Annotated in this window: 22 protein-coding genes; 14 read left to right on the top strand and 8 right to left on the bottom strand. The window is 71.4% G+C overall.

Annotated features, from left to right (window positions below):
• Positions 1-144: 144 nt before the first annotated feature.
• On the bottom strand, positions 145-2,067 hold the full coding sequence (locus ACIQ7D_RS05155; RefSeq protein ID WP_403933655.1) for an ABC transporter ATP-binding protein: 1,923 nt from the start codon (positions 2,065-2,067) through the stop codon (positions 145-147).
• Between the two features lie 342 nt (positions 2,068-2,409).
• On the opposite strand from ACIQ7D_RS05155, the gene ACIQ7D_RS05150 reads away from it, so the two are divergent.
• Positions 2,410-2,670: a hypothetical protein gene (locus ACIQ7D_RS05150; protein ID WP_403933653.1), complete on the top strand. Its 261-nt coding sequence runs from the start codon at positions 2,410-2,412 to the stop codon at positions 2,668-2,670.
• Positions 2,671-2,920: 250 nt separating this feature from the next.
• Here the strand turns inward: ACIQ7D_RS05150 and ACIQ7D_RS05145 are convergent, their stop codons facing one another.
• The 3 genes from ACIQ7D_RS05145 to ACIQ7D_RS05135 all read right to left on the bottom strand — a co-directional run bounded on the left by ACIQ7D_RS05145 (position 2,921) and on the right by ACIQ7D_RS05135 (position 5,236).
• Positions 2,921-3,127, bottom strand: coding sequence for an MbtH family protein (locus tag ACIQ7D_RS05145; RefSeq protein WP_403933826.1), 207 nt, complete (start codon positions 3,125-3,127; stop codon positions 2,921-2,923).
• 152 nt (positions 3,128-3,279) lie between these two features.
• Entirely contained in the window at positions 3,280-3,993 is a 714-nt protein-coding gene (locus tag ACIQ7D_RS05140) for a hypothetical protein (RefSeq protein WP_403933651.1), read from the bottom strand.
• A gap of 256 nt (positions 3,994-4,249) precedes the next feature.
• The gene (locus ACIQ7D_RS05135; RefSeq protein WP_403933649.1) at positions 4,250-5,236 is read right to left on the bottom strand and encodes an alpha/beta fold hydrolase; all 987 of its coding nucleotides are present in this window, start codon (positions 5,234-5,236) and stop codon (positions 4,250-4,252) included.
• A gap of 197 nt (positions 5,237-5,433) precedes the next feature.
• Between ACIQ7D_RS05135 and ACIQ7D_RS05130 the strand changes: the two genes are divergently transcribed.
• From ACIQ7D_RS05130 to ACIQ7D_RS05105, 6 genes are all read left to right on the top strand, one after another.
• Positions 5,434-5,631, top strand: coding sequence for a ferredoxin (locus ACIQ7D_RS05130; RefSeq protein WP_403933647.1), 198 nt, complete (start codon positions 5,434-5,436; stop codon positions 5,629-5,631).
• Between the two features lies 1 nt (position 5,632).
• The gene (locus ACIQ7D_RS05125; protein ID WP_403933646.1) at positions 5,633-6,907 is read left to right on the top strand and encodes an NAD(P)/FAD-dependent oxidoreductase; all 1,275 of its coding nucleotides are present in this window, start codon (positions 5,633-5,635) and stop codon (positions 6,905-6,907) included.
• A 14-nt stretch (positions 6,908-6,921) separates the two neighbouring features.
• Positions 6,922-8,157 (top strand): cytochrome P450, encoded by a 1,236-nt coding sequence (locus ACIQ7D_RS05120; protein ID WP_403933645.1) that lies wholly within the window; start codon positions 6,922-6,924, stop codon positions 8,155-8,157.
• Between the two features lie 5 nt (positions 8,158-8,162).
• The gene (locus ACIQ7D_RS05115; protein ID WP_403933643.1) at positions 8,163-9,023 is read left to right on the top strand and encodes an SDR family NAD(P)-dependent oxidoreductase; all 861 of its coding nucleotides are present in this window, start codon (positions 8,163-8,165) and stop codon (positions 9,021-9,023) included.
• On the top strand, positions 9,016-9,408 hold the full coding sequence (locus ACIQ7D_RS05110; protein ID WP_403933641.1) for a carboxymuconolactone decarboxylase family protein: 393 nt from the start codon (positions 9,016-9,018) through the stop codon (positions 9,406-9,408). Before ACIQ7D_RS05115 ends, ACIQ7D_RS05110 begins: the two co-directional genes overlap by 8 nt.
• A gap of 72 nt (positions 9,409-9,480) precedes the next feature.
• Positions 9,481-10,134 (top strand): TetR/AcrR family transcriptional regulator, encoded by a 654-nt coding sequence (locus ACIQ7D_RS05105; RefSeq protein WP_403933640.1) that lies wholly within the window; start codon positions 9,481-9,483, stop codon positions 10,132-10,134.
• A gap of 275 nt (positions 10,135-10,409) precedes the next feature.
• Here the strand turns inward: ACIQ7D_RS05105 and ACIQ7D_RS05100 are convergent, their stop codons facing one another.
• A complete protein-coding gene (locus ACIQ7D_RS05100) occupies positions 10,410-10,790 on the bottom strand; it encodes a TetR/AcrR family transcriptional regulator C-terminal ligand-binding domain-containing protein (protein ID WP_403933638.1) in 381 nt (126 codons plus the stop codon).
• A gap of 467 nt (positions 10,791-11,257) precedes the next feature.
• Here ACIQ7D_RS05100 and ACIQ7D_RS05095 point away from each other — a divergent pair, with 467 nt between their 5' ends.
• Positions 11,258-11,806, top strand: a complete 549-nt coding sequence (locus ACIQ7D_RS05095; RefSeq protein WP_403933636.1) for an NUDIX domain-containing protein — start codon at positions 11,258-11,260, stop codon at positions 11,804-11,806.
• A 216-nt stretch (positions 11,807-12,022) separates the two neighbouring features.
• The gene (locus ACIQ7D_RS05090; protein ID WP_403933634.1) at positions 12,023-13,426 is read left to right on the top strand and encodes an MFS transporter; all 1,404 of its coding nucleotides are present in this window, start codon (positions 12,023-12,025) and stop codon (positions 13,424-13,426) included.
• A 35-nt stretch (positions 13,427-13,461) separates the two neighbouring features.
• Here the strand turns inward: ACIQ7D_RS05090 and ACIQ7D_RS05085 are convergent, their stop codons facing one another.
• The 3 genes from ACIQ7D_RS05085 to ACIQ7D_RS05075 all read right to left on the bottom strand — a co-directional run bounded on the left by ACIQ7D_RS05085 (position 13,462) and on the right by ACIQ7D_RS05075 (position 18,554).
• Entirely contained in the window at positions 13,462-15,393 is a 1,932-nt protein-coding gene (locus ACIQ7D_RS05085) for a helix-turn-helix domain-containing protein (RefSeq protein WP_403933632.1), read from the bottom strand.
• A 179-nt stretch (positions 15,394-15,572) separates the two neighbouring features.
• Positions 15,573-16,466, bottom strand: coding sequence for a 3-hydroxybutyrate dehydrogenase (locus tag ACIQ7D_RS05080; RefSeq protein WP_403933630.1), 894 nt, complete (start codon positions 16,464-16,466; stop codon positions 15,573-15,575).
• A 189-nt stretch (positions 16,467-16,655) separates the two neighbouring features.
• Positions 16,656-18,554, bottom strand: coding sequence for an amino acid adenylation domain-containing protein (locus tag ACIQ7D_RS05075; protein WP_403933628.1), 1,899 nt, complete (start codon positions 18,552-18,554; stop codon positions 16,656-16,658).
• 345 nt (positions 18,555-18,899) lie between these two features.
• Here ACIQ7D_RS05075 and ACIQ7D_RS05070 point away from each other — a divergent pair, with 345 nt between their 5' ends.
• From ACIQ7D_RS05070 to ACIQ7D_RS05050, 5 genes are all read left to right on the top strand, one after another.
• On the top strand, positions 18,900-23,639 hold the full coding sequence (locus ACIQ7D_RS05070) for an amino acid adenylation domain-containing protein (protein ID WP_403933627.1): 4,740 nt from the start codon (positions 18,900-18,902) through the stop codon (positions 23,637-23,639).
• A 2-nt stretch (positions 23,640-23,641) separates the two neighbouring features.
• Positions 23,642-24,451 (top strand): class I SAM-dependent methyltransferase, encoded by an 810-nt coding sequence (locus tag ACIQ7D_RS05065; RefSeq protein WP_403933625.1) that lies wholly within the window; start codon positions 23,642-23,644, stop codon positions 24,449-24,451.
• A 21-nt stretch (positions 24,452-24,472) separates the two neighbouring features.
• The gene (locus tag ACIQ7D_RS05060; RefSeq protein WP_403933623.1) at positions 24,473-25,087 is read left to right on the top strand and encodes a phosphopantetheine-binding protein; all 615 of its coding nucleotides are present in this window, start codon (positions 24,473-24,475) and stop codon (positions 25,085-25,087) included.
• On the top strand, positions 25,071-25,898 hold the full coding sequence (locus tag ACIQ7D_RS05055; protein WP_403933622.1) for a hypothetical protein: 828 nt from the start codon (positions 25,071-25,073) through the stop codon (positions 25,896-25,898). Before ACIQ7D_RS05060 ends, ACIQ7D_RS05055 begins: the two co-directional genes overlap by 17 nt.
• Positions 25,899-26,068: 170 nt before the next feature.
• Positions 26,069-26,296, top strand: a complete 228-nt coding sequence (locus ACIQ7D_RS05050) for a helix-turn-helix transcriptional regulator (protein ID WP_403933620.1) — start codon at positions 26,069-26,071, stop codon at positions 26,294-26,296.
• The last annotated feature ends 12 nt before the right edge of the window (positions 26,297-26,308 follow it).

Below are 26,308 nucleotides of genomic sequence, written 5' to 3'. Positions count from 1 at the left end.
GAGCGAGGGCCGGTCCATGAGCGTGCGCAGGAGGCCCCTGGCCGCCGTTCGGGTTCCGTCGGGCGGCGGACAGGGGGCGTCAGGGCGACAGTGCCCGTTTGCATCAACGGCGCCGGTCGGCGGGGATGTCCGTGACTGACGCGTTCACGTGAACCACGTGCTCGTACGAGCGCGCGACGACGACGTACCGCAGTCCCCGGCCGGGGACACGTCGGCCGGACCGGGCAACCTGCCGGAAGCGGCTCCTGGGACCAGCCGTCCGGGGGCCGACTCGGCGCTCTCACCGAGGAAGCCGCCCGACTGGTGCTGCCACAGCTTGGCGTAGGCACCGTTCGCCACGAGCAGCTCCTCGTGGGTGCCGTGCTCGACGACGCTTCCGCGGTCAAGGACGACCAGACGGTCCATACCGGCCACGGTGCTCAGACGGTGGGCGACCACGAGGGCCGTACGTCCGTCCATCAACCGCCACAGGGCGTCCTGGACGAGGAGCTCGCTCTCCGAGTCCAGCGCGCTGGTCGCCTCGTCGAGCAGCAGGATCGGGGCGTCGCGCAGGATGGCCCTGGCGAGGGCGACGCGCTGGCGCTGGCCGCCCGAGAGTTTCACTCCCCGCTCCCCCACCAGGGTGCCGAAGCCGTCGGGGAGCTGGTCGGCGAACTCCGTGACATGCGCGGCCGCGGCCGCGGCGTGGATTTCCTCGTCGGTGGCGCCGGGCCGGGCGAAGGCGATGTTGTCCCGCAGGGTGCGGTGGAACATGGCGGGTTCCTGCGGCACGTAGGCGATCAGTGAGCGCAGGTCGGTCTGGCGCAGCCGGCTGATGTCCTGACCACCGATCAGGATGCGTCCGCCGTCGATGTCCGACATCCGCAGCAGAAGCCGGGTGAGTGTGGTCTTGCCGCCGCCGGACCTGCCGACCAGACCGATACGTGCGCCGGCGGGCACGTTCAGGTCGAGCCCCTGGAAAATCGGCTTCGTGCCCGCGTGGGCGAAGGTCACCGCCTTGAAGTGGACGCTTGTGTCCTGCGGCGCGAGCGGTTCGGGTTCCGTCGGGTCGAGCACGGTCGGCGGATCCAGCAACAGCTCGGTGAACTGCGCGGCCTCGGTCATCGAGCTTTCCAGACGCCGGTAGATCTGGTTGAACTCGAACATGATCAGGGTCGCGTTGGAGTAGTAGGTGAAAGCGACGATGATCTCCTCCACCCCCTGGCCCGGGCCACCGAAGGCGATGGCGATCAACAGACCCAGCACATTGGTCAGCACGGACAGGGGGGCGATCAGGGTGTCGACGCGCAGATTGCCGTAGTCCCACGACCTCAGTGCCAGGCGCCGGGAATCCGCGACACGCTTGCGGTGTTCGTCCGCCTCCCGCCGCTCGGCCGCGAACGCACGGATGGTCTCCATGTTCGTCAGGCTGTCGGCGACGTGCCCGGAGACCCGGGCGATCGCCGCCTCACGGTCGTTGACGAGCTTCTGCCGGCGACGGATCAGAGGTGTCGCGGCCAGCACGGTCAACGCGATCATCACAAGGAGGCCGACGACGAGCATCGGTTCGTAGCTCCACAGCACCACGGCACCGAACACCAGGGGAACGAGACTGCCTACGATCCGGTACGTCACCGTGTCGACGAAGTCCTCGAAGCGCTTGCCGAAACTCAGCACCCGTTTGGTCAGAGAGCCGGCGAAGTTGTCGTGGAAGAACGCCGCGTCCTTGGCGAGGAGTTCATCCATACCACTCACGTACAGGTGTTCCATACCGAGGGCGTCCACGCGGTTCAGGTAGTGCTGCCCGACCCTCCACACGGCTTCGGCGAGCAACAGCGTCGCGCCGAAACCCAGCACATACGGCAGCGCCGAGCTGAGGGTGAGACCGCTGCCGTCGGCGGCCCGCCCTGCCAGTTTGGCGATCAGAAGGGGGGCGACGTAGCGGATGCCGATGTTGCCCACGGCCGGCAGCAGCAGCGCCGGCAGGGCAGGCCGTCGTAGTCGCAGCAGTTCCCTGCCGTAGCGGCGCAGCGCCAGAACGAAGGCGCTCCTGCCCGGCGTCGGCACGTGCGTATCTGTGGTCCTCATCACACTCCCCGGGATACGGAAGCTGGAAGTGTCTCGTCGAGGAAGGCACCGGGTCCAGGCATTTACCGCTAACAGGCGAGAACCGGACACCGCTGTGCGCTGACGGATGGTGGTGAGCGACGGCTCGGCGAACCGTTCCCGGCGCCCGCGTCCGGTCGGGTCCGCGGACGGCCGACCGGCCCGCGGTATCAGGCCACCCCGACCTCCGGACCGCCACGCGGGCCCTTGATCGACCCCTCTCCCGCGCCCTCTCCTGGCATCGGTCGAACCGCCGCCCTGCGCGCATCTCACATGACATGGATACCGACCGGCACACACCGTGCACGGGAGGATGCCGGTCGGATGCCCCACGGATGGTACGAACTCCCCGGCGGCAACCCGCTGTTACTGCGCGCCGTCGCCGAGGAAAAGCACCACACCGGACGCCGGCCGCTGCCGTGCGATGTCGTGCAGTTCGGCGCGCAGTCGCCGGGGGGCGTCGGAGTCGTTCGGGAGGAGGCTCCGCCGCAGTCCGCCGCGCCCTCGACCAGGGCGACGACGGTACGGCCTTCGACTGTCGAACGCCGCTCTCAGCTCAGCGAGTTGTGCGCCGAGCCGCGCTGAGCCAACGTAGGGCATCACCTCGGATCACGCCCCGCATGCCACTCGCCTCGTTGTTCACTTCCCATGTTCCCGTACCGGGGGTTCGGGGCATCCGCGGTAGCCACCGTTACGCGACGACCACGCGGACCGATGTCACAGCGGGCCGGCCACGGCCACGACGTCCGGCGCCGTGAACCGGGCCACGTACAGAGGGGCGTAGGAGCCGTCGTGCGTCAGCGGGGCCAGGGGGCCGCCCGGGCGGGACGGACGGTCAGCCGCCCATGGCCTCGATCAGGCTCTTGGGCCGCAGATCGGTCCAGTTCTCCTCGATGTACGCCATGCAGGCGGCGCGCGTGTCCTTGTCATGGGCGATGTGCCAGCCGTCGGGGGCGTCGGCGAACGCGGGCCAGAGCGAGTGCTGCCCCTCGTCGTTGACGAGCACCTGGAACGTGGCTTCGGGGTCGTCGAACGGGTTCACTCCGCTCACCGCCTTCCTGTGCGCTCCACACGGTGGCCGCCCCACCGCGGTACCCGTCATCCTCACGGCGCCCGTCCCCACCCGGCGTCGGCGAGACCCGCCGTTACGGCAGGACGCCGGGGTGGGCTCGCGAGCGGTCGATCGATCCGGTCTCAGCCGTTGCCGGGCGGGTGGGGCGGGCGCGGCATACGGCGTCGCTCGTATCCGGGGACGGGCCGGCTGGGGCGGATGGCCACGGTGGGTGGTCCTGTCTGCCGGCGTCGTGCCTGGCCCTGGCAGAACAGGCACTGGGGCCCGCCGGGGGCTGTGGGGTCGAGGGGAGCTCCGGGGTGCTGGGCGCATCCCGAGCTGTTGCGGGGGCGGGAGAGTTCCCGGGCGACGACGAAGGCCGTGTGCGTGAGATCGCCCAGGTGCACGAACGCCTCGTCCTCGGACCGGTAGTTGACCTCCGCGGCCAGGTCGTTGATCTGCGCCATGGTCTGCGCGAGGACGGTGTGGTCGTAGGGCGGGGGCGGGACGGCCCAGTTGTGGCGGGGGCCCTGGGGTGCCGCTTTCACATCCGGTCGGCCGGTGCGGCGGTGGCTGTTGCAGAGCAGGCAGCGTCCCCATCCGGTGGGGGCTTCGGTGTCGACGGCGCCCTTCGGGTGCAGGTGGCAGCCGGTCGCGTTGCGGTCCGGGGCGAGGTTCCGGGCAACGTTGAACAGTGCGTACAGGCTGTCGGCGATCTCCTCGTACTCGGTGGGGTCGGCGGGTACCTGCAGCGCGCCGATGAGTTCCCCGACACCCGCGAGCTTGGAGTAGAGCTCCTTCAGTAAGAAGGGTCTGCCGGTGGGGACACGATAGGCGGAATGGTCGATGGAATCCACGGAACCCACTATGTCGTGAAGTACCGCATCGACGCCCGTTTTTCACCCGAACGGGTACCCGCCGGAGGTCACGGCCGCCCGGGCAGCGGGACCCGGGCCGGCAGAGCGTTCGGAGGTCCCTGCGCGGGAGTACGAGGGTGGGCTCGCACGTCGGCCGCCAACGTGCCCGGGTGGTCGACATGGCCGGCGTGACCTGGTTTCAAGCAGCATGGGCGGAAGTGCCGGACAGTGCCGGCCGGACGGAGTCCGCGTAGTGTCATCGGTCCGTGGGGCCGTCGACGTGGGTGAGGAAGTCGAGGAGGGCGGCGTTCACCTCGGTGGGACGCTCCTGCTGTGTCCAGTGCCCGCAGCCCGGCAGCACCACCGCGTCGTGCAGTTGAGGTACGACAGCGGTCAGCGGGGTGTCCGGGCCGCGCAAGGCCGTGACCATGTCCCGGTCTCCCACCACGTACAGTGCGGGAACGTCGATCCCTCGCCCCCGGAAGGGCGCGAGCAGTTCGTTGTTGCGCTCGATGTTGCGGTACCAGTTGAAGGCCCCGGTGAAGGCATGCTCGCCGTGCAGGGCGAAGTCCTCGGCGTACGCCTGGATGTCCTCCTCCGTCAGCCAGGCCGGGAGGGCCGGCGGCTCCGGCATGGTGTCCAGGAGGCCCAGACCGTCGGGTACGACCAGCGGACGGGGCTTCCCGCCGAGCGGGTTGTCGCCCGAGGCGCCGAACAGGAGGCGGCGGAAGGAGCCCGGAATGTCCTTGGCGAACTCCGCGTCGGCGACACCCGGCTGCTGGAAGTAGATCTGGTAGAAGCCCTCACCGTACTGGGTACGGGTGACCGAGGGCGGGACCATCCCGCCGGGCAGAATCGGCGGAATGCTGAGCCCGGCCACGGCGCGGATCTTGTCCGGGCGAAGCATCGCCGCGGTCCAGGCGACGGGTGCGCCCCAGTCGTGGCCCACGACGACCGCCTGTTCCTCGCCGAGCTCCTCGATCAGGGCGATCACGTCGCCGACGAGGTGGAGCAGGGTGTACGAGGTCACGTCCGGCGGCTGCTCACTGCGGGCGTAGCCGCGCTGATCGGGGGCGACAGCCCGGTACCCGGCCGCGGCCAGCGCCCCGAACTGGTGGCGCCATGAGTACCAGCTCTCCGGCCAGCCATGCAGCAGCAGGACCAGCGGTCCCTCCCCCTGCTCGGCGATGTGCAGCCTGACCCCGTTCACGTCGACGAACCGGTGAGTGAGTGAACTGTCCACAAGGATTTCCTCCGGATCATCGAGTGCCCGCTCTTTGTTCAACTGCGCTGTCGCTACTGCCTCTCATCCAGGCGAAACACCGCCGGCACCCCGAGGCCGAAATCTAACCTTGCACCTGTCAGGTGACAGCCGTACCGTGACGGTTGTCAGGTTGGTGGAGAGAGTCCGCCGAAGTGATCACCGGAAGGTCGAGTGGCGTGAAGATCACTGTTGATGAACCGAAGTGCTGCGGAGCGGGCCAGTGTGTGCTGGTCGCCCCGGAGGTGTTCGACCAGCGGGACGAGGACGGCATCGTGGTCCTGCTGGATGCGGCGCCCGCGGAAGAGCAGCACGTCGCCGTACGAGAAGCGGCGGCGGTGTGCCCGGCCGCCGCGATCGTCATCGAGGAAAGCTGAGGTGCCGACCGCGAGGGAGCTCCGCCGGCTTGTCGTGGTCGGCGGCTCGGCCGCGGGGTTCGCGGTCGCGGAGGAGGTGCGGCGCCGCGGCTTCGGCGGCGAGGTGATCCTGGTCGACGGAGAACCCGGTCTGCCCTATGACCGTCCGCCGCTGTCGAAGCAGTTGCTGTCGGGCGAGTGGGAGACCGAGCGATTGCTGCTGCGTCCGCGGGAGCAATGGTCATCCCTCGGCATCACTCATGTACCCGGCACCGCAGCCGTGGGAGTGGATACGGGCGCGCCGACGGTGAGTCTGGCCGACGGCAGGAAGCTGGGGTACGACGCGCTGGTGATCGCCACCGGGGCTCAGGCCGTGCATCCGCCGTCCCTGGGCGCGGGCCTGTACGGCGTCCAGGTGCTGCGGAATCTGGCGGATGCCCTCCGGTTGCGCACGGCTCTCGTACACGGCGGGCGGCTGGTCGTCGTGGGCGCCGGCTTTGTCGGCGCGGAGGCCGCGGCGGTGGCCCGGGGCATGGGCGTGCCGGTGACGATGGTCGATCCGCTACCGCTTCCCATGGTCAATGTCGTGGGGAAGGAGGTGGCGTGCCTGCTCGATTCTCGCCACCGCGCCGCCGGTGTCGACGTGCGCTGCGGCACAGGAGTCACCACGGTCCTCGCCGAGGGCGGCCGGGCCGGTGGAGTGGTGCTCGACGACGGGTCCGTCGTCGAGGCGTCCACCGTCCTTGTCGCGGTCGGAGCCCGGCCGGCCGTCGGCTGGCTGGCCGAGACGGGCGTGCCGCTCGGCAGCAAGGAGCGGGACGGCGTCGAAGGCGTGCTGTGCGACGCGCACGGACGTGTCGCCGAGAACATCTGGGCCGTCGGCGACGTGGCGGCATGGCTCGATCCGGCCACTGCCCGCCATGTACGCGGTGAGCACCGGTTGGCCGCCGCCGAACAGGGCCGTTCGGTCGGAGCCGCCCTCATGGGCGCCGAGCCGAGCGCACCCTCCCTGCCGTACTTCTGGTCCGACCAGTACGACCTGAAACTGCGGTCCTACGGGGCCACAGGGCGGCAGATGGACTTCCGCGTCGTCGAGGGGTCGCTGGAGGAGGGCGGATTCGTCGGTGTCTACGGCCATCGCGACTCCGAGGGGCGGCCTCGTCAGATCGACGGCGTACTGGGCAACGGCATGGCCCGTGCCCTGCGCACCTGGCGTCAGGCCGTTGTCGACCGAGCCCCCTGGCCCGTCGCTGTCCCCACGGCTGCCGTCCCCACCGTAAAAACACCCGCTCCGTGATCGAGGAAGACGATATGACCACCACCGCATCCGAAACCGCCGCAACCGAGGAAGCACCGTTCTTCCCGGCCGAGCGGAGCTGTCCCTTCAGCGCGCCGCCGAAGTACACCGAGTTCCGGGAGGCAGGCGGCCTGCACAAGGTCACCATCTGGGACGGCTCCCGGCACTGGCTGGCGACCCGGCACGAAGACATCCGCGCGGTCCTGTCCAGCCCGTCCTTCAGCGCCGATGTGCGCAATCCCGATTTCCCCCTGGTCCACTCCAACCAGCCCGAGCATGAGGGCGGCCTGTTCCTGCGCCTGGACGACCCCGAGCACGCCCGGCTCCGGCAGATGCTCACCCGGGAGTTCAGCGTCAAGCGCACCCAGGCGATGCGCGAGAGTCTGCTGGCGATCACGGACGAGTTGATCGACGCGATGCTCGCCAAGGGCGGCCCGGTCGACCTCGTCCAGGACTTCGCGCTCCCGATGCCCTCCCGCGCCATCTGCACCATCCTGGGCGTGCCGTACGAGGACCACGATCTCTTCCAGGAACACGCGAACGCGGGGACCGACCTGAACGTCAGCCACGAGGAGCGTGCGCGGCTGCAGCACAAGGCGTTCGAGTACTACGAGTCCCTGGTCCGGCGCAAGCGCGAGGAGCCCGGGGACGACATGATCAGCCGTCTCCTCGCCGACCACACAGGGCCGGACGGCTTCGCGCCGGAGATGATGCCCGTCCTGGTCGGGATCCTGGTGGGGGCGGGCCACGAGACCACGGCGAACATGCTGGGCCTCGGCACTGTGGCGCTGCTGGTCAACCCGGACCAGCGTGACCGTCTGCGCGACCACCCCGAGCTGGCCCCCTCTGCCGCGGAGGAGATGCTGCGTTACTGGAGCATCGTCTCCACCGACCCGCGTCGCGTGGCCTCCGAGGATGTGGAGATCGGCGGTCAGCTCGTCCGTAAGGGCGAGGGCATCATCGTCTCCCTGATCGCCGGCAACCGGGACGGCCGAGCCTTCGGCGCCGGTGAGGGCGAGTGCCCGGCCGATGAACTCGACATCGCCCGCAGCGCCCGCCACCATGTGGCCTTCGGCTTCGGATCCCACCAGTGCCTCGGCCAGAACCTGGCGCGGGTCGAGATGCAGGTCGCCTGGCCCCGGCTCTTCGAGCGCATTCCGGGTCTGCGGCTGGCCATTCCCACGGACGAGCTGCCCTTCAAGAAGAACTCGATCGTCTACGGCCTCAGGTCCCTCCCGGTCGAGTGGTGAGCCAGATGCCAAGAGAGCGGACCTTCGACGTCGGCGGGCACACGGACGGGCACGGAACCCGCCTGTTGGGCAAGGCGGTGCTGGTGACCGGCGCCGGAAGCGCGGGCGGCCTCCCGGGCACGGGAGCCGCCACGGCCATGCTGCTGGCGGCCCAGGGCGCCACCGTGGGCATCCTCGACATCGATGCCGATCGCGCCGACCACACCCGCAAGCGCATCGAGGGCAGCGGCGGCCGCGCGCTCGCGCTCGCCGCGGACATCACCGACGAGGCGTCGGCCCGCGACGCGGTGGACGAATTCGCCGACCGGGCCGAGCGCCTGGACGTGGTCGTCAACAACGCCGGCATCAGCGGGGAAGGCGGTGTCATGGGGAGCAGCCGCGCGGGCTGGGACCAGGTCTTCGCCCTCAACGTCACCGCCGCCATGCAGGTGGCCCGGGCCGCTCATCCCCATCTCGTGCGCGGGGGTGGCGGCTCCGTCGTCAACATCTCCTCCATCGCGGCGCTGCGCGGGTTCGGCAGCGGTGCGTACGGGGCCAGTAAGGGCGCGCTGCAGTCGCTGACCACCGATCTGGCGTACACCTGGGGGCCGGACCACATCCGTGTCAATTGCCTTGTGCCCGGCCATCTGCACACCCCCATCGGCGACCACGGTGGTGAAGAGGGACGACTGCTGCGCAGGTCGGCCAACCTTCTCGGCATCGAGGGCACCGCCTGGGATCTGGCTTGGGCGGTCCTGTTTCTCGCCGGGGAGGAATCGCGCTGGATCACCGGCACCGTGCTCCCCGTCGACGCGGGCACTACCACGGCCACGGTGCTCGGCATGCTCCCCCGCGTTGCACCCCACCGGAAGGACACCGATGAGTAGCGGCGATGCCACCGACCGCCGGGCGGCCGGCGAGCAGGTGGTACGAGAGATGTTCGGCGAGACGTTCCTCCAGGACCATATGGTCGCCCCGGCCGAAGGCGAGGGGCCCGAGGCCGACACCGCCCGACTCGCGCTGGAGCAGTGCTTCGGCGAGATCTGGGCCCGGCCGGGCCTGGACCGGCGGAGCCGCAGCCTGGTCACTCTGGGCGTGCTCATGGCCCAGGGCCACCAGTGGGAGGTGCGTAACCACGTCCTGGGCGGACTCGCCAACGGCTTGACCCGAGAGGAGATCCTGGAAGCCGTCGTCCAGACGATCCCCTACATCGGGCTTCCCGCCGCCGGGCAGGCCATGGGTTCCGCGACCCGCGCGATCGAGGAGGCGTAGCCGCCTCCTGGTTGCGGGTTCCCTGCCAGGGCCGGGAACCCGCAAGCGGTCGATTGCCGCAGAATGAGATACATGAACGAGGACCGCGGTAAGGGCACCGACACCGCACGCAGACGCAATCCCCGCGGCCAGGGGGACCGGCTCCGTGCGGAGATCCTGGCCGCCGTGGCACGGCTTCTCGACCAGAAGATCGCCGACAGCGCCCTGCCGGTGTCGCTCCGGGAGGTCGCGCGGGAGGTCGGCATCGCCCCTCAAAGCATGTATCTGCACTTCGCCGACAAGGACCAGCTCGCGCACGCTGTCGCCGAGGACGGCTATCAACGTGTCGTCGCGGCCATGCGCGAAGCCGACAGCCGGGCAGCAGCCGGTGGAGCCGATACCAGTGACCGCCTCCGGGCACAGGCGAACGCCTTCTGCGCCTTCGCCATCGCCGAGCGCGGCGTCATGCGCATGATGTTCGGTCACGATGCCTCACGCTTCGGCGAGCCCGGCCAGGTGCATCCCGCTCGCCTCCTGTGGCAGCAGTGGGTGGACGCCATCCACGCGTGCGAGAAGGAGGGGCTGAGCTGGCCGGACGGCTCCGAAGGAGTCGCGATGATCCTGTGGTCCGCGCTCTTCGGCCGCTTCGCGCTGTGGACGTCCACCTTCGGTCACCACGACGAGGAAGAACTCACCTCGTTCGTCGACCGCATCGTCGGCGCGGTCCTGCGCGACGCACACCGCTAGGTGAACCACCGGCTGTCGGCGTGCCCCCGCGCCTCATGCCGGGAAGCCCGCCGTGGCACCGGCCGGTGCGGTGCTGCCATGGCCGCCGGTGTGGCGACCGATGGCACGGCTGTACGGCCGGCCGCGAGCATCCCGCCCGGCCTTGCGACACGCCGTGCGACAACCCCCGTGCGGTGTGGAGAAGTTCGGCGGGTTTGAGCTGGACATGAACAGTGGCCTCGATCTGGAACCGGCGATCGCGTGGGCCACGGCGCCCGGCCCGCGCGTCCCGCCGATCAGGGCTGGGTGAGGAGAGGCAGGAGAACACGGTCGGTGATGGCCTCGAAGTCGCAAGCAGCCAGCGGCCGGTCCTGGAGCGCCGGCAGATGGCTCAGGAGCGCGATCACGGTGGCGGTGGTCATCCTGTCGGCCGGGGCGCCGGGCAGGGTTTCACCCCGGTGGCGGGCGCGTGCGAGGGCTGCGGCGATGGCCTGCTCGACGGCGGTGGTGAAACGGACGCGCAGAGAGCCGGCGAGTTCAGCGTGGTGTGTGGCTGCCGTGAGTCCGACGGTGATCAGGCGGTGGCGCTGGGGGTCGAGGCGTCCGGTGACCCGGACGAGCGTGCGGACCAGGTCTCCGGATCGATCCCCCCGCCCTTCGTCCAGCAACTGCTTCACCTCGGTCCCGCGCCTCGCACACCCACGTCCCTGGCAGGAGCCCCTCGGCGCAGATCCGGTCACTCCCGCCCCCCTGTACCGCGCCACCGCGCGACAACCCGTCGGCCTCGCGTCACCCTGCCGGATGACCCTCGGCGAAATCGCGGGCGGTGACGGTGCAGCCGACCCTAAGGTTTGCCCATGCCTGTGAAGGGTCTCCTGAAGGAGGCAGCGCTCACACACCCACCGCGTCGCCCGCACCGATCGCGAAGTACCGTGCACCAGCGATCGGTTCAACGCCCCCGGCCTCGTCCGTGAGGCGATGGCCGACCTGCCCCGCCCCCCACGTTTTTGGAGTCCCCGTGCCACTTCACCGCCAGTTGGGGGACGCCACGTGTCCCGCTCCCCCGCACCAGCCCCCTGGAAACGAAGGGCAGCCGGGCACGATCAGGCAGGACGTCGGCGGCACCGCCGGCTCGGCACGACCGGTGACGCGAAAAGAAGAACCCGCCATCCCCGGCCGACGGGCGAGCAGTTCCGGGTGGCTGCCGCCCGAGCAGTATGCCGAGACGGTCCTCAAGGCCACCGCTTTCGCGTGTGTTTACGTCACCGATGAGAACGACCGGCCGCTCCAACTGCACTCCGTCTACTCGCCTTCTCACCCGTGGCAGATGGTGGGAGGCACGATGGATCCGGGTGAGCGCCCCTGGCAGACAGCGGTGCGCGAATGCCAGGAGGAGACCGGCATCACGCCGGCCGGACCGCCTCAGCTCCTGGCGACGGTCTACGGGCTGCCCGGCACCGAATGGCCCTACAGCACGATCGGCCTCATCTTCGACGGCGGCCGGCTCACCGAGGCGCAGATCCACGGCCTCGCCCTGGATCCGAGCGAGCACGACGAAGTCCGGGTCCTGTCCGTGGCCGAGTGGGAGGCGCTGATGCCACCTCGGGACTTCGCACGCCTGAGCGCCGTCGCGGAGGCCCGACGCACAGGCGTGGCCGCGTACTTCGACACCTGGGACTGGGGCAGCGAATAAGCCCGGTGTCGGTCGCCGCGGTCCCGTTCCGGTGGTCGTGTGGTGTGGCCCCGGTACCGTCGAGCCCATGGCGCATACCTACGGCCGCTCACATGGGTCCCGCGCGCACACCTCGCCCACGAATTATGGTGTCCCACCATATGTGCTCCTGACCTGCCTCTTTCTACGGTGTGGCGACACGAGATCGTCCCCGACACCCGCCCGGAAGTGGTGACCATGGCTGCCTCGGCATCCGCTCCGCCAACACCCAGCTCTCTCAAGCGCATCGTCGCCGCCAGCCTCATCGGCACGACCATCGAGTGGTACGACTTCTTCCTGTACGGATCCGCAGCGGCCCTGGTGTTCAACAAGCTGTTCTTCCCCGGCTCCGATCCGCTCGTCGGAACACTGCTGTCCTTCCTCACCTACGCCGTGGGGTTCGCCGCCCGGCCGCTCGGGGCGCTGGTGTTCGGCCACTACGGGGACCGGATCGGCCGCAAGAAGCTGCTGGTCCTCAGTCTGCTGCTGATGGGCGGAGCGACGTTCGCCATCGGGCTGCTGCCCACGCACGCCACCATCGGTACGGCCGCTCCCGTGCTGTTGACCGTGTTGCGGCTGGTCCAGGGGTTCGCACTCGGTGGTGAGTGGGGCGGGGCCGTGCTGCTGGTGTCGGAGCACGGGGACGCCGAACGGCGTGGGTTCTGGGCCTCGTGGCCGCAGACCGGGGCTCCGGCCGGACAGCTGCTCGCCACCGGGGTGCTCGCGGCACTGACCGCACTGCTCTCGGACGGCCAGTTCGTCTCATGGGGATGGCGCATACCGTTCCTGCTCTCCGGTGTGCTGGTGATCGTCGGTCTGTGGATCCGGCTCTCCGTCGATGAATCCCCGGTCTTCAAGGCCGCGTTGGCCCAGGCCGCTCGGCGCGCGGCAGCGGACGGCGGGGCCGATGCCGAGACGATGCCGCTGATCGCCGTTCTGCGCCACCACTGGCGGGACGTACTGGTCGCGATGGGCGCGCGCATGGCGGAGAACATCAGCTACTACGTGATCACCGCGTTCATCCTGGTGTACGCGACGAACTCGGCGGGGCTGAGCAAACAGACCGCGCTCAACGCCGTACTCATCGCCTCCGCCGTCCACTTCGCGGTCATCCCCGCATGGGGCGCGCTGTCGGACCGCATCGGCCGCAGGCCCGTGTATGTGATCGGTGCGGTCGGGGTCGGGGCCTGGATGTTCCCGTTCTTCGCCCTGATCGACAGCGCCGGCTTCGGTAATCTGCTCCTTGCCGTCACCGTCGGACTGGTGCTGCACGGTGCGATGTACGCGCCCCAAGCAGCCTTCTTCTCGGAGATGTTCGCGACCCGCATGCGCTACTCGGGCGCGTCGATCGGCGCGCAGTTCTCCTCGGTCGCGGCAGGCGCACCGGCCCCGCTGATCGCGACGGCGCTGCTCGCCGACTACGACAGCTCGACGCCGATCGCCCTGTACGTCATCGCCGCCGCCCTCATCACGGTCGTGGCCATCGCGTGTGCCCGGGAGACCCGGCACCGCGACCTGACGGATGTCGAGGCGGATCCCGCGCAGCCGGGCGTGCCCGCGCCGCTGCAGGCCGACGCCGGCTCCCGTACCTCCGGCGCCTGAAGCGTCCGGCGGCGGGCCACCGGTGAACCGCGCGTTCAGCGGACGACGGCGTCGGACATGGCGTGCAGCCGCAGGGCCAGTTGAATCTCCAAGGCTCGGGCCGGTGACTGCCAGTCCGTGCCGAGCAGCCGGGCGACGCGTTCCAGGCGCTGGGCGACCGTGTTGACGTGGACGTGCAGTTCGTCCTTCGTACGGGCCGGGCTCATCCCGGACGCGAAGTAGGCCCTCATGGTGCGGACCAGGTCGGTGGAGCGACGCAGGTCGTAGGAGATCACTTCACCGATGGTGCGGTGCACGAAACCCTCGATGTCCCGGGCGTCGGCGAGCAGCAGCCCGAGGAAGCCGAGGTCCTGAGCGGCGGCGCCGTCGCCCGAGCGGCCGAGCAGCCGGAGCGCGTCGAGGCAGCGCCGGGCCTCCGCGTACGCCTCGGCTGTCGCGCCCGGACGCGCCGCGGGTGACTCCACGGCCGCCGAGGCCCCTACGGTGACGGGCTCGCGCAGGGCCCCGCCGAGCTGCTTGGCCGTACGGCGGGCGAGGTCGGCGGCGGTGTCGTCAGGGGCGAGCGGCAGGAGCAGGACAGTACCTCCGTCGCGCGTGGCGGCCAGTCCCCGTCCGGTGGCGGCGAGATGGGAGGCGGCGGACCACAGGCGGCGCCGGTCGGCCGTCTCCCGTTCGGTGGCTCCCGGGGTGCCGGGGGCGGGGCCGTCGATCCGGGCGGCCAGCACCACATGCGGCGCGTCGAGATCCGCGTGGAGCCGGACGGCCCGCTCGCGCAGCAGGCGGGGGTCGCGGTCGGGGGCGTCGAGGAGGTCGTCCAGCAACTCGCCGCGCACCCGCTGCTCGGCCTCTCCGGCGGAGCGACGGGCCAGCAACAGCAGCGAGGTGACCATGGCGGCCCGCTCCAGGGTGCGCCGGTCGACGGAGTCGAGAGCGGGATGGCCACGCAGGACGAGCGCCCCGAGCAGTTCGCCGCCGGCCCAGACCGCGGCTCCCCAGACCTCGCCGTGGCGTGTGGCACGGCCTTCGGTGCCGGTCAGGTCCAGCGCGGTCACGGAAGGGGACTCCGGCCCGGCGAACTCCACCGTGCCGTCCAGTACTTCGGAGAGCACGCTCGCCACGTCATGGACACCGCCGCCGCCCAGGACCAGTTCGGTCAGCCGGTCGTGCACGTCCGAGGCGCGCTCGATGGCCGCGCTGTGTTCCTTGATGATCTCGTTGGCCTTCTCCAGTTCCGCGAGCGCCGAGCGGGTCTCCCCGAGCAGGTTCGCGGTGTCGATGGCGACCGCCGCATGGGCGGCGAACGAGGCCAGCAGTGAGATCTGTTCCCGCTCGAAGACCCGGGCGCGGCGGTCCGCGGCGAAGAGCACCCCGATGACCTGGCTGCCGAGCATCAGCGGCACGCCGAGGATGGCGACCAGTCCTTCGTCGCGTACGCCGGAGTCGATGGCCCTGGTGTGCCGGAAACGCGGATCGTCGAAATAGCTGTCGGTGACATACGGACGCGCGGTCTGGGCGACGAGTCCGCCGAGCCCCTCCCCCATCCCGAGCCGCAGTTGCTGGAATCGGGCCGACACCGACCCCTCGGTGACCCTCATATAGGTGTCGCCCGCGGCCGGGTCGTTCAGGCAGAGATAGGCGACCTCGGTGCCGAGCAGGGAACGCGCGCGCTGCACGATGGCCCGGAGCACGGCGTCGAGATCGCGCAGTCCCGCGAGGTCGTGCGCGGTTGCGAAGAGCGCCGACAGCTCGGCCTCCCGGCGTCGTCGCTCCGCCAGCTCGGCCCGCACTCTCAGAGCGAGCCGCTTGGCGCGCTCCAGCGCGGCCAGGGCCTCCGGGCCCCCGCCGTCCGCGCGGGCCAGCAGCGCGGGCCGGTCGAATGCCTCCGCCGCCGCGCCGCGTGCGAGGAGTTCCAGGTAGGAGAGCTGGTCGTGATGGCAGAAGCGGGAGTTGGACTGCGGCTGGGACATGGACACAGCATTACCTGTCATTCGGTCAGCCGCGCCGGCCTGTGGACAACGGACGCGATGCGGACACCTTCCGCTCCGGCGCCGCGACGCGACGAGCGGGCGGTGCGCGCGTGCGGGCGTGCGAGGCGTCGCCCGCTCACGGGCCCGGAAGGATTCGCCGGACCGGAGCCGGACCGGAGCTAATGCGCGGTCCATCCGCCGTCGAGCGCGAGCGACGTGCCCGTGATGAAGGACGCCTGCGGGGTGCAGAGATAGGCGACCGCCTCGGCGACCTCGTCCGGTTCGAGGAGGCGCTTCAGTGCGGAGTCCTGGAGCAGGACATCCGCGACGACCCTTTCCTCAGGGATCTGGTGCGTCCGTGCCTGGTCCGCGATCTGCTTCTCGACCAGTGGCGTACGCACATAGCCGGGATTGATGCAGTTGGAGGTGACTCCGTGCGAGGCGCCTTCGAGGGCCGCGGTCTTGGAGAGTCCTTCGAGACCGTGTTTGGCGGCCACATATGCCGACTTGTAGGGGGAGGCGCGCAGCCCATGTACGGAGGAGATATTGACGATCCGGCCCCAACCCTCGGCATACATATGGGGAAGCGCGCCCCGGATCAGCCGGAAGGGGGCCTCCAGCATGACGGTGAGGACGGTGTGGAACACGTCGGGCGGAAAGTCCTCGATGGGGCGCACCAGTTGCAGCCCGGCGTTGTTGACCAGGATGTCCGCGCCCTCGGCCGCCCGCTCCGCCGCGTCGAGGTCGGTCAGGTCGAGGACCCGCGCGTCGAAGGTCCCCGCCGCTCCGAAGCTTTCGGCCTGCCCGGCCAGGGACGCCAGCCCCTCGCCGTCCCGGTCCACCGCTCTGACGCCGGCCCCGGCCGCGGCGAGCCGCAGCGCGCAGGCGCGGCCGATGCCGCTCGCGGCGCCGGTGACCAGCGCGATGCGGCCGCCGAGGTCGAGCGCGACGGGAGCGAGCCCGCCGGGAGCGGCGGCGATGCCGGCGGGGCCGGGGCCACTGGCGGCCGGGCCGTCCCCGGTGCGGGAGCCCTGCGTACGCGGGGCAGGACCTGGTGTGGTGGGCGCGGTCATACTCCGCACCCTAAGCAGCGCTCGGAGCCTCACCGATATGGTCAGCACCCACACTTCACCATGGAGTGGTGGGTTCGAACCATGTGGGTGTATCGGCGAGGGCCTGCTTGACGCGGTGGGCGGCTCTCCGGCAACGGACTTCCCTGGAGCTGTCGGGCCCTGGCGGGAGAGCGCCTGCCGGTCCATCGATCAGTTCCGGGCACCAAGCCCCCCGGTGCCCTCGTGTGCCGTGGGAAACAGCCGTGCGGCCAGCTCCGCGACGGTCGGTGCCTGGAAGAAGACCCTCACGTCCTCGATCGGCGTGCCCAACGCGGTGTGGATGCCCGCGGCGTAGCGGACGGCGAGCAGGGAGTTCCCGCCGAGGTGGAAGAAGTTGTCGTCGATGGTCAGGCCGGCGGCGCCCAGGACCTCTGCGGCCAGTGCGCACAAGGTACGTTCCACGGGTGTGCGCGGTTCCCGGCCGGTGCGGGCCGGGGCGGGGTTTCCGGGTGCCGGGAGGGCGCGTCGGTCCAGCTTGCCGTTGGGGGTCAGGGGCAGCGCGTCCAGGGTGACGAACGCCGCGGGCACCATGTAGTCGGGCAGCCGTGCCGCCAGTGCGTCCCGCAGGCGCGCGATGACGGGGTCGTCCGGCCGGGCGGCGCCGACGCCGGGTGCGGGGGTCACGTACGCCACCAGGCGGGGGTCGCCCGGCCGGTCCTCGCGCAGGACGACGACCGCCTGCCCGACTTCGGGACACGCGGTCAGTGCCGCCTCGATCTCCGCGGGCTCGATACGGAACCCGCGCACCTTCACCTGGTGGTCGGCGCGCCCGTGGAAGAGGAGGTATCCGTCCGCGTGCCAGGCGGCGAGGTCACCGGTGCGGTACATGCGGGCGCCCGGTGCTCCGAAGGGGTCCGGGACGAAGCTGCCCGCCGTCAGCGCCGGCTTGCCGAGGTAGCCGTGGGCGAGTTGGGCACCGGCCAGGTACAGCTCGCCGATCCCGCCGTCCTCGACCGGGCGCAGCGCCCCGTCGAGGACGTACGCGCTGGTGTTCCACACCGGCCTGCCGATCGGGACCGTCACGGAGGTGTCGCCGCCCGGGAGGCAGGGCCAGGAGGTGACGTCGACGGTCGCCTCGGTGGGGCCGTACAGGTTGTGGAGGCCGGCCCCGAGCGTACGGAGGCAGGGCTCCACGAGATCGGCCGGAAGGGCCTCGCCGCTGCAGAACACGCGGCGCAGGCTGTCGCACCCGGACGCGCCAGGTGCCTGGAGGAAGTACCGCAGCATGGACGGTACGAAGTGGACGGTGGTCACCCGCTCGCCGCGGATGAGCCGGACGAGGTGGCCGGGGTCCTTGTGGCCGCCGGGCCGGGCGATGACCAGCGTGGCGCCGGTGATCAGGGGCCAGAAGAACTCCCAGACCGAGACGTCGAAGCCGGCGGGAGTCTTCTGCAGGACGCGGTCGTCGGCCTCCAGCCCGTAGGTGTGCTGCATCCACAGCAGGCGGTTGACGACGGCGTGGTGTGGGACCACGACGCCCTTGGGGTGGCCGGTGGAGCCCGAGGTGTAGATGACGTAGGCGGGATGGCCGGGAGTGGGCGGGGCTCCGTAGCCCGGCCCGGTGGGTGACGACGACGGGAGGGCCGCCAGCGAGGCGGCGGTGCGCGGATCGTCCAGGAGGACGGCGCCGTCGGGCGCGTCCACGGTCTCGGCGACCGGGGTGGTGGTGAGCACCACGCGGGGCGCGGCGTCGCGCAGCAGCCGGCGGACGCGGTCGCGGGGGTGGTCGGGGTCGACGGGTACGTACGCCGCTCCGCTCTTGACCACCGCGAGCAGGGCGACCACCAGCTCCACGGAGCGCGGGACCGCCACCGCGACCCGGTCGCCGGGGCCAACGCCGCGCTCCAGCAGCAGGTGCGCGAGGCGGTTGGCGTCGGCGTCGAGCCGGTCGTAGCGGGTCCGGCTCCCCTCGAAGACCAGGGCGGTGCGGTCGGGTGTGGCCGCGGCCTGGGCCTCGAACAGTTCGGGGAGTGTGGCCGGGGGAATCCGGCGCGAGGGGCCGTGCCAGGGAACGCGGGCGGTGGCGGGTACGGCGGATGACGGTGACAACTCAGCTCTCCCAACGGGGCAGGACGCCGCGTGCCGTGTCGGCGGGGACATTCCCTCGCGCGTGCGCGGGGCGGCGTTTCACAGACGTGGTGGAAGGGCGGAGCCGTGATGCGCCGAAGCTGCCACAGGGATGAGGGGCTGTCAACGGGGCGTCGTACCGGAAGGAACTAGATCGATGGCACCCAAACCTGTCAAGTCACAGGTTCTGGTGAATGGTGTGTGCGCCTGCCGTCGGCAAATGTGTCTAGTGGATTGGCGGGAGCTTGCGTAGTAATCCTCGGACAACGAAAAGCCGTGATGAGTAACGACATGTGACGTTCCGTCGGATGATGTGAGGAGACCGCAGTGGTCGATTCGGGGGCATGGGCGTCCGTATGCGAGGCGTTCACCGCGCGGCGCGCGGCACATCCCGACGCCGTGGCCGTCACGGGCGCATACGGTGATCTTTCCTTTGAGCAACTGGGCGCGATGGCGGACTCCGTCGCGGCCTCGGTACGGGCACTCGGCACCCCTGCCGAGGGCGCGGAGCTGCCGGTCGGTTATCTGGGGGCACGTCGCCCGTACTTCCTGGCCACGGTGCTGGGGGTGCTCGGCGGTGGCGCGGCGTATGTGCCCCTGGATCCGTCGTGGCCGCCGGCCCGTATCGCGGAGGTCGCCGAGGTGGCGGGCCTGCGGCAGGTGTTCGTGGACGCGGAGCACACCGCTCTCGCACAGGACGCCGGGCTGTCCCTGGTGCTCCCGGTGGCGGAGGCACAGGGGCCGGAGCGCCCGGCGCCCGTGGCGCGGTGGGCCGGGACGGGCTCGGACCTCGCCTACGTCGTGTTCACCTCGGGCTCGACCGGTGCGCCCAAGGGCGTACTGACCGAGCACGCGGCGCTGGCCAACACCTGTACCCGGATGGCCGAGCGCTGGGAGCTCACCCCGGCGGACCGGGTGCTCCAGTTCACCTCGCTCGGTGTGGACATCACGCTGGAAGAGGCGTTCAGCGCGTGGACGGCGGGTGCCGCGCTCACCCTGATGGATCCCGCGACCGCGGGCGACCTCGTGCGGTTCACCGCGTTCCTGGAGGAATTCCAGGTCAGCACCCTCGATCTGCCGACCTCCTTCTGGACCGCGTGGCTGTCGGCGGTGGAGGCGGGCGACGTGCCGCCGCCTCCCGGATGTGTGCGGACCGTCGCGGTCGGCAGCGAGGAGGTCGCCGCCGACGACATCGCCCGCTGGCAGGCCGTCGCCGGGCCGGGATGCCGGACGTTCAACATGTACGGGTCGACCGAGCAGGCCATCACCTCCGTCGTGGACGGTCCCCTGGCGCCCGGTGACCCGGTGGGCAGCGGGGTGATCGGCCGGCCGCTGCCCGGCGTCCACGCCTATGTGCTCGACGCGGGGCTGCGCCGGCGGCCGCCGGGCGTTCCGGGAGAGCTGTACGTCGGCGGGCTGGCCACGGCGCGCGGCTACGTGGGACAGCCGGCGCGCACGGCGGAACGGTTCCTGCCCGACCCGTTCGCGGGCCGCCCCGGTGCCCGTATGTACGCGACCGGGGACCGGGCGGTGGCCCTCACCGACGGCGGTTTCCGCTTCGCGGGGCGCATCGACACGCGTCTGAAGATCAGGGGCTTCACCGTGCAGCCGCGTGAGGTCGAGGGCGTACTGGCCGAGGTGGCCGGGGTCGAGAAGGTCGCGGTGACCACGGAGCCGGGGCCGGACGGCAGGGACCTGCTGGTCGCCGAGGTGGTCGGGACCGCGGTCGCCGGGGACGCGGAAGGGCTCGTCGGGATGCTCGCCGGGCGGGCGGCGGAGCGGCTGCCGGACTACGCCTGCCCGCAGCGGTACGTGGTGCACTCCCACGGGGGTGGCACACCGCGCACGCTCGGCCCGTCGGGCCGTCCGCCCCGGAGCGCGGACACCGCCGGGGCCGACGGGGACCCGCCGGGCGAGGGGCAGGCCCGGCGCGCGGCGGTCGCCGCGGTCACCGCCGTGTGGCGGGAACTGCTGGGCGACCAGGAGATCGCGGAACGGGACAGCTTCCTCGACCTGGGCGGCAACTCCCTGCTCGCCATCCAGTTGCTGACCCGGTTGCGCGGACGGTACGGCGTGGCCGTCGACGTCGCCCGGTTCTTCGAGGAGCCCACGGTGGCCGCTCTCGCGTCGGCCCTCGTCGCGGCCGGGGTGATGACGCGGGAGAGCGGGCACGACGACGGGAGCGGTCCGCCCCGGCTGCTGCCGCGCACGACGGGCGACACGGGTCCGTGCTGGTCCGGCCAGGAGCGGATGTGGTTCCTCCAGCGCCTGTTGCCGGACTCCGCCGCCTACCACATCCCGCTCGCCTTCGAGGTCACGGGCGGTGTCAGCGTGCCGGCTCTGCACGCCGCGCTGCGGGCGGTGGCGGAGCGGCACGAGCCGCTGCGTACGGCCGTACGGCTCGACGGCACCCGGCTCACCCAGGTCGTGGTCGCGCCGGACGTCCCGGTGGAGACGGCCTCCGTCCCGCACTCCGTCCAGGAGGAACTGGAGTCGCGGGACTCCGTGCTGGCCGCGTTCGTCTCACGCCCGTTCGACCTCCGGTCGGGCCGGGTGCTGCGCGCGACGGTGGTCGAGTGCGCGGCCGGGCGGACCCTCCTCGCCTTCGCCGTCCACCATGTGGCGTTCGACGAGTGGTCGGTGGGGCTGTTCCTCGACGAGCTGAGCGGCGCGTACGCCCGCGCCCTGCGGGGCGCGCCGTCCGCGCCGCGTACGCTCGGCGCGCGCTATGTGGACTTCTGCGACTGGCAGGCGGACCCGGCGTTCCGGCGGCGGGTGACGGAAGGGCTCGGATTCTGGCGGGAGTATCTGGAGGGACTGCCCGAACAAGCCCTGCCCGCCGACCTGCTTCCGCCCGAGCGGCCCACCCGCGTGGGCGACGAGCGGCGCTTCACCGTGCCGCGCCGTCAGGCCGCCGCCCTCGCGGCCCTCGCGCGCCGCGAGGGGGTCACCCGCTACCACACCCTCCTCGCGCTGTTCTCCGTCCTGCTGGCGCGCTACAGCGGAACGTACGACCTGGCGGTCGGCGTGCCCGCCGCCAACCGGGGCTCGGAGGAGCTGGAGGGGCTGATCGGGTTCTTCGTCAACACCCTTCCGGTACGGGCACGGCTGGAGGACAACCCCACCTTCGCCGAGACGGTGCGCCGCGTCAGCAGGAGCACACTGGCCGCGCAGGCCGCCGGGCATGTCCCGGTGGACGAGATCGCCCGCGCCGTCGGGCGACACGGCTCCGCGACCCGGAACCCGATGTTCCAGACGCTGTTCGTGATGGACGAGGAGCAGCGGGGTGCGCTGCGGCTGCCCGGCTGCGAGGTCCGGCCGGCGCATGTGCCCGTGCGGTCCTCCGCGCTCGACCTCACGCTGGCCGTCGGTGACGACGAGGACGGGACGCTGAGCGGGCGCCTGTGGTACTGCGCCGAGGTGTTCGGCCCGGAGACCGCGGAGCGCATGGTGGCGAGCTTCCTGACGCTGGTGGACCAGGTCGTCGCGGATCCTGATCTGCGGGTGCGGGACATTGACGCCGCGCGTCCGGCCGACCGGTCGCTGGCCGTGGCCGCCGCCCCGGCCCCCGGGGCCGAGGAACAGGCGCCGCTCGCGGTGCGGTTCGAGGCCGCCGCCCGGCGGTGGCCGGAGCGCACGGCTCTCGTCTCGGACGGCCGGGGCATGACCTACGGCGCGTTGTCGGCGCTCGTCGAGGAGGTACGCGGCCGGTTGCGCGACGCGGCGCCGATGGCGGCGTTCGTGCCGCTCGTACTCCCGGAGGGGCCCGCGCTGATCGCCGCGATGCTCGCGGTGAACAGCCTCGGCCGGGCCTTCGTGCCCGTCGACCCGCGCTGGTCGCGGGAGCGCGTCGCGGATCTCGTCGCACGGACCGGCAACCCGTTCGCGGTTGTCGCCGAGGACGCGGACATGTCGGCCGTGCCGTCCGGTGTGCGGCCGCTGTTCGTCGGGGCCCGGCCGCGGCAGGACTCGGGCTCGGGTGAGGGTGAGGGTGAGGTGTACGGGACGGCGGACGCGGTGCCGTACCCGGCGGACGGGCCCGGCGACGAACGACGCCCGATGTACGCGGTGTGCACGACGGGGCCGGCCGACCCGCCGTATCCGGCCGTCGTCGCGCACCGGGCGTTCGCCCGCCACACCGCGTGGGCCGTCCGGTACTTCGGCACGCGGACGCCCACGGTCCTGCACGCCACACCGCCCGCCCGGGCGCACGCCGTCTGGGAGTTGCTGTGGCCGCTCGCGCACGGTGGTACCGCCGTCCTGCCCGGTCCCGGCGAACGGACCGACCCGAAGGTGCTGGCGGCGACGCTGGTCCGGGACGGCGTGGACACGCTCTTCCTCCTGCCGAGCGCGCTGGCCGACCTGGTCGGCCAGGTGTCGGCCGAGCCAGGTCGTGCCGATGACCTCGCGGCCCTGCGGACCGTGATCACCATCGGTGAGGCCCCCCGGGAGCACACGGCGCGCCGCTTCGCCGCACTGGCTCCGGCCGCGCGCATGTACCACCTGCACACGGACGCGGGAGGGGGCCTGGCCGCGCTGGTCAGGGCGATGACCGGCGGCCCGGAGGAGAGTCGTGGACTCGTCGTCGGCGACGGCTCGGCCGTCATCGTCGACGACCGGCGCCGGGCGGTGCCCCACGGCGTCCTCGGCGAACTCTGCCTGACCTCCGACGACGACGGCGACGGGGTCGACGGGGTCACGAACGCCGCCCTCGACCGGCGGCGTCTCGTGGAGAGCCGCCACCCGGAACTGCCGGCCGGAGCCCGTCTGGTGCGGACGGGTGAGCTGGCGCGGATGCGGCCGTCCGGCGACATCGAGCTGTGCGGCACGGCCGACGACCTGGCCGTGCTCCGGGGCGTCCGGGTACGGCTCGGCCGGATCGCCGCCCATGTGGCCGACCATCCGGGGGTACGTTCCGCCACCGTGGCCGCGACGCCGCCCGGCGCCACCCCGGCGCAGCGGACGGCCGCGCTCCTGTCCGCCGTACCGCCCGAGGTGGCCGCGGCCGCGCTGCGCGCGGTCACCGGGGCGGACGTCCTCCCGACCACCCCGCCGACCGGAAGGTGACCATGCTGCGCCGCTACAAGGACTTCGCCGTGGATCTCGACATCCGGCGGGACACCTTCATCGACGCGCCGCGCGCGGAACAGCGGCGCTGGGTGATCCACCGCGCCGTCGACGAGCTGGCCGAGCAGCTACGCCATCTCGACGTCATCGCGCCCGACTACATCGGCGGCACCACGCGCGGCGAGATCCACGCGAACTGGCACGAGAGCGAGGCCGACTACCACGACGACCAGCTCCTCATCGAGGGCCAGCAGGTCATGCAGGACTGGGAGGAACGGCTCATGCACCGCATGGCGGAGCGTGTGACCGCCACCCACGGCGACATCCTGGAGATCGGGTTCGGCCTCGGGCTGTCGGCGACCTTCATCGAGGAGCAGGGGGTGCGTTCGCACACCATCGTCGAGTACAACGACGGGGTGCTGGACAAGGCCAGGCGGTGGGCGGCCGAGCGCCCCGGTTCCGACATCGAGCTGTTGCGGGGGCACTGGCAGGCCGCGCTGCCGCGGCTCGGGGACTTCGACGGCATCCTGTGGGACGCCTTCCCCACCAGCGAGGCCGAGTTCGACCAGTACGTGCTGCGGGACAGCACGGTCGCGGAGGCGTTCTTCTGCGAGGCCGCCGCCCATCTGCGCTCCGGCGGGGTCTTCACGTACTACACCAACGAGCGGGACTCGCTGAGCCGCCGTCACCAGCGGGGACTGCTGCGGTACTTCTCCTCGTTCGCGGTGGAGGTCGTGGACGGTCTCCAGCCGCCGCCGGACTGTCAGTACTGGTGGACGGACCGGATGACCGTCGTGACCGCGACCCGCTGAGCAGTGGCAGAAAGGAACTCCGTGTCCTTCCCCGGAATCGCCGGCCTCTCCCCTTCCCAGCTCGACGCCCTGGAGGACCTTCTCACAGCGGGTGGCGCACCGTCGCGGGAGAGCGCCCCGGCCGAACTGACCGTCTACTACGTGCCGGAGCCCGGTTCGCCGCCCGGCGAGGCGGAGCTGCGTGCGCACACCGCGCAGACGCTGCCGGACGAGGCGGTGGGTCTGCGCTTCGTACCGGTCACGGACCTGCCGTCGCCGTCGCGGGACACGCTCCCCGGGGGCCCCGGCGAGCGGCCGGACGGCCCCGCCGCGTCCGAGGGCGCCGCGGCGCCCGCCGGTGACCTTCAGCGCTGGCTGGCCGCCGTCTGGGCCGATGTGCTCGACGTGCCCGTCGCGCGGGTGGACGCGGACTTCTTCACGCTGGGCGGGAGTTCGCTGCGCGCCGTGCGGGTCCTCGCCCGTGTCCAGGCCGTCCTGGGCATCGAGCTGCCGGTGGCGACCCTGTTCGGTCACCGGACCGTGGCGGCGCTCGCGGACGCCCTTGAGGCGCGCTTCGCGGAGGTGCCCCGCTTCGCCGAGATCGTGGCCGTGGCCGCCGAGGTGTACGGGGAGGGACCGGATGCCGGGCAGCGGTGACGCGGGACCCGCCTGGGCTCCGCTGGTCCCGGACGCCGACGGGGATGTGGTGCTCGCGGTGGACTTCGCCACGACGGGGCGGCGCGAGGCGACGTTCGCCGAACTCGCCGGGCTGCTCCCGGGCTCTCTCGACCTACGGCAGGCGGTGCCGCCGCCCGGCGTACCCACCGCGGGAGGCGAGGACGACCGGGCGCGGCACCACCTGCACTGGTGGGCCGGCCAGGTGCCGTACGGGCCCGCCGCCCGCCCGGTGCGCGCGGTGCTCGGCTACTGCGCGGGGAGCGTGTTCGCCTCACGTCTGGCGGACATCGTGGAGCGCCGGCAGGGCGCGCGGCCGGTGCTGCTGCTCTTCGATCCGGAAGTGCCCGGAGTGGCGAGTCTGGACCGGGACATCCGCCTGGCGGTGGCCGGGATGGACGGAGTGAGCGACGAGGAGCGGGCCGAACTGCGCCACGGGATCGACCGGATCCGTGACGTGACGGGCGACGACTTCGACAAGGCGGCGGAGGCGTACGTCGCCCTGTACCGCGAGGCGTACGCGACCGCCCTCGCGCGCATGGGCGTCGGCGGTCACTTCGCCGAACAGCTCACGAGGCTGTTCCGTTCCTACACCGGGTACCTCGCGGCGGCGCGGCATCTGGGGCCGGGGCCCGGCTGGGCGTCGGCGACCTCTCTGCTCTCCACGGGCCGGACCGGTGGGCGCACCGGGCGGGAAATCCGGTTCCCGGTAAGTCAGGAAGATCTTCTGCGCGACCCCGGAGTGATCCGGACCGCTTACGAACTGATATCACCAAAGGAAATCCCCGGATGACCACCAACCATGGGCCGGCGGGAAAGTCAAGAGGGCCTGAAATGGCGACCGCGAGCCAAGTACCCTATATTTGACGTCCGTTGAGGGTTGACCATGCTCGATTTGCCGATGATCCGCAGGGGGAACGTGCGTTGCACAGGTCAGCGAGTAAACCCGAAAATGGGGCACACGTGAACGGCCAGAGCGTGTCGCCCAGAGAGCTCCAGGTCGTGAAGTACGTCGCCCGGGGTTTTACATACAGTCAGATCGCCACCAGACTGGGAATCAGCGTACATACCGTCAATACTTATATTCGGCGAGTGCGTCAGAAATGTGAAGTGGAAACGCACGCGGATATCGTCCGTCTCGGAATTTCATTGACGAATGACATGGGCGGCTCCGGTGCCGCTGCCGCGTGACGTGCGGCCGGG

Origin of the sequence: Streptomyces sp. NPDC096310 (assembly GCF_044763125.1) — a bacterium.
Lineage (GTDB): Bacteria > Actinomycetota > Actinomycetes > Streptomycetales > Streptomycetaceae > Streptomyces.
The sequence above is the reverse complement of the archived record's forward strand: the minus strand, read 5'-3'. Positions and strand labels throughout refer to the sequence as shown.

Excerpts from the sequence above, each read along its gene's own strand:
- ACIQ7D_RS05115 (WP_403933643.1), top strand. The coding sequence starts at position 8,163 with ATGCCAAGAGAGCGGACCTTCGACGTCGGCGGGCACACGGACGGGCAC.
- ACIQ7D_RS05080 (WP_403933630.1), bottom strand. The coding sequence starts at position 16,466 with ATGACCGCGCCCACCACACCAGGTCCTGCCCCGCGTACGCAGGGCTCC.
- ACIQ7D_RS05150 (WP_403933653.1), top strand. The coding sequence starts at position 2,410 with ATGCCCCACGGATGGTACGAACTCCCCGGCGGCAACCCGCTGTTACTG.
- ACIQ7D_RS05065 (WP_403933625.1), top strand. The coding sequence starts at position 23,642 with ATGCTGCGCCGCTACAAGGACTTCGCCGTGGATCTCGACATCCGGCGG.
- ACIQ7D_RS05110 (WP_403933641.1), top strand. The coding sequence starts at position 9,016 with ATGAGTAGCGGCGATGCCACCGACCGCCGGGCGGCCGGCGAGCAGGTG.
- ACIQ7D_RS05120 (WP_403933645.1), top strand. The coding sequence starts at position 6,922 with ATGACCACCACCGCATCCGAAACCGCCGCAACCGAGGAAGCACCGTTC.
- ACIQ7D_RS05105 (WP_403933640.1), top strand. The coding sequence starts at position 9,481 with ATGAACGAGGACCGCGGTAAGGGCACCGACACCGCACGCAGACGCAAT.
- ACIQ7D_RS05085 (WP_403933632.1), bottom strand. The coding sequence starts at position 15,393 with ATGTCCCAGCCGCAGTCCAACTCCCGCTTCTGCCATCACGACCAGCTC.
- ACIQ7D_RS05090 (WP_403933634.1), top strand. The coding sequence starts at position 12,023 with ATGGCTGCCTCGGCATCCGCTCCGCCAACACCCAGCTCTCTCAAGCGC.
- ACIQ7D_RS05155 (WP_403933655.1), bottom strand. The coding sequence starts at position 2,067 with ATGAGGACCACAGATACGCACGTGCCGACGCCGGGCAGGAGCGCCTTC.
- ACIQ7D_RS05055 (WP_403933622.1), top strand. The coding sequence starts at position 25,071 with ATGCCGGGCAGCGGTGACGCGGGACCCGCCTGGGCTCCGCTGGTCCCG.